The sequence below is a fragment of the Citrobacter sp. MGH 55 genome (genome assembly GCF_016906145.1).
Taxonomy (GTDB): Bacteria; Pseudomonadota; Gammaproteobacteria; order Enterobacterales; family Enterobacteriaceae; genus Citrobacter_A; species Citrobacter_A amalonaticus.
Genome location: NZ_CP070239.1, coordinates 4,303,816 through 4,304,572 on the forward strand (window position 1 = coordinate 4,303,816; position 757 = coordinate 4,304,572).

Genomic DNA, 757 nt, shown 5'->3' on the forward strand with positions numbered 1-757 from the left:
ACTTTGCCACCAGCTTTATTCCAGCGCAGAAACTCATCAGCAGCGCCTTTGATGTCGCCAGCGTTCAGCTTCTTCAACAACGTGGATGTCGATAGTGCACGCGAGCCGACGTTGTAAGCGAACGATACCAGCGCATCAAACTGGCCCTGTGTCAGTTTCACTCTGACCAGCTTCAGTATGTCGTTTTCATAGCTCACCAGCCCCGTTTTTAGCAGTCGGTCAGCAGTGTCCTGGTCAATCGTCATTCCGGGCTTTACTGGTTTGCCGTCTACCGGGTGAGTCCAGCCATAGCCAATCGTCAACGGTGCGCCGCCTGTCCCAGGGTCTGGATAGGCAGTCAGCCGACAACCTTCGAATTTTTTTATCAGTGCAATGCCGTCATGACTGGTTTGCATCGTCAACTCCCGCCTTTTTGGCTGCGAATTTTTTAATCAGATTGCCGATCGAATCGGTGCCGATGTATCCAATAAAGACGCTGGCTATGTAGGCGAGGTTGCTGCTCAGGCCGATAAAGTCCAGAAGGTCACGAACGAACCAGGCAATCATCGCGCACATCAGCGCATCAATTAGCGTTTTGGTTACCGCGCCGCCGTTATAGCGACCACGCAGGTACGCCATGATAAAAGCCAGCATTGCACCAATACCCTGCTCCTTGGCGGCAAGTAGCGCAGCGATGAAATCTTGTTTGTATGGCATTTTCATAGGCCTCACCTCCGTTAATTCGGATGGCGCTGTGTGTTATTGAAAGAGGTCAGGC

At 52.0% G+C, this 757-nt stretch carries 2 protein-coding genes; both read right to left on the reverse strand.

Annotation, left to right across the window (positions count from 1 at the left end):
• The coding region (locus JTI98_RS17875) for a lysozyme (protein WP_216082264.1) at positions 1–395 on the reverse strand (395 nt) is incomplete at its 3' end.
• Positions 379–702 (reverse strand): phage holin, lambda family, encoded by a 324-nt coding sequence (locus tag JTI98_RS17880; RefSeq protein WP_090049330.1) that lies wholly within the window; start codon positions 700–702, stop codon positions 379–381. The genes JTI98_RS17875 and JTI98_RS17880, both read right to left, overlap by 17 nt.
• Positions 703–757 lie beyond the last annotated feature (55 nt).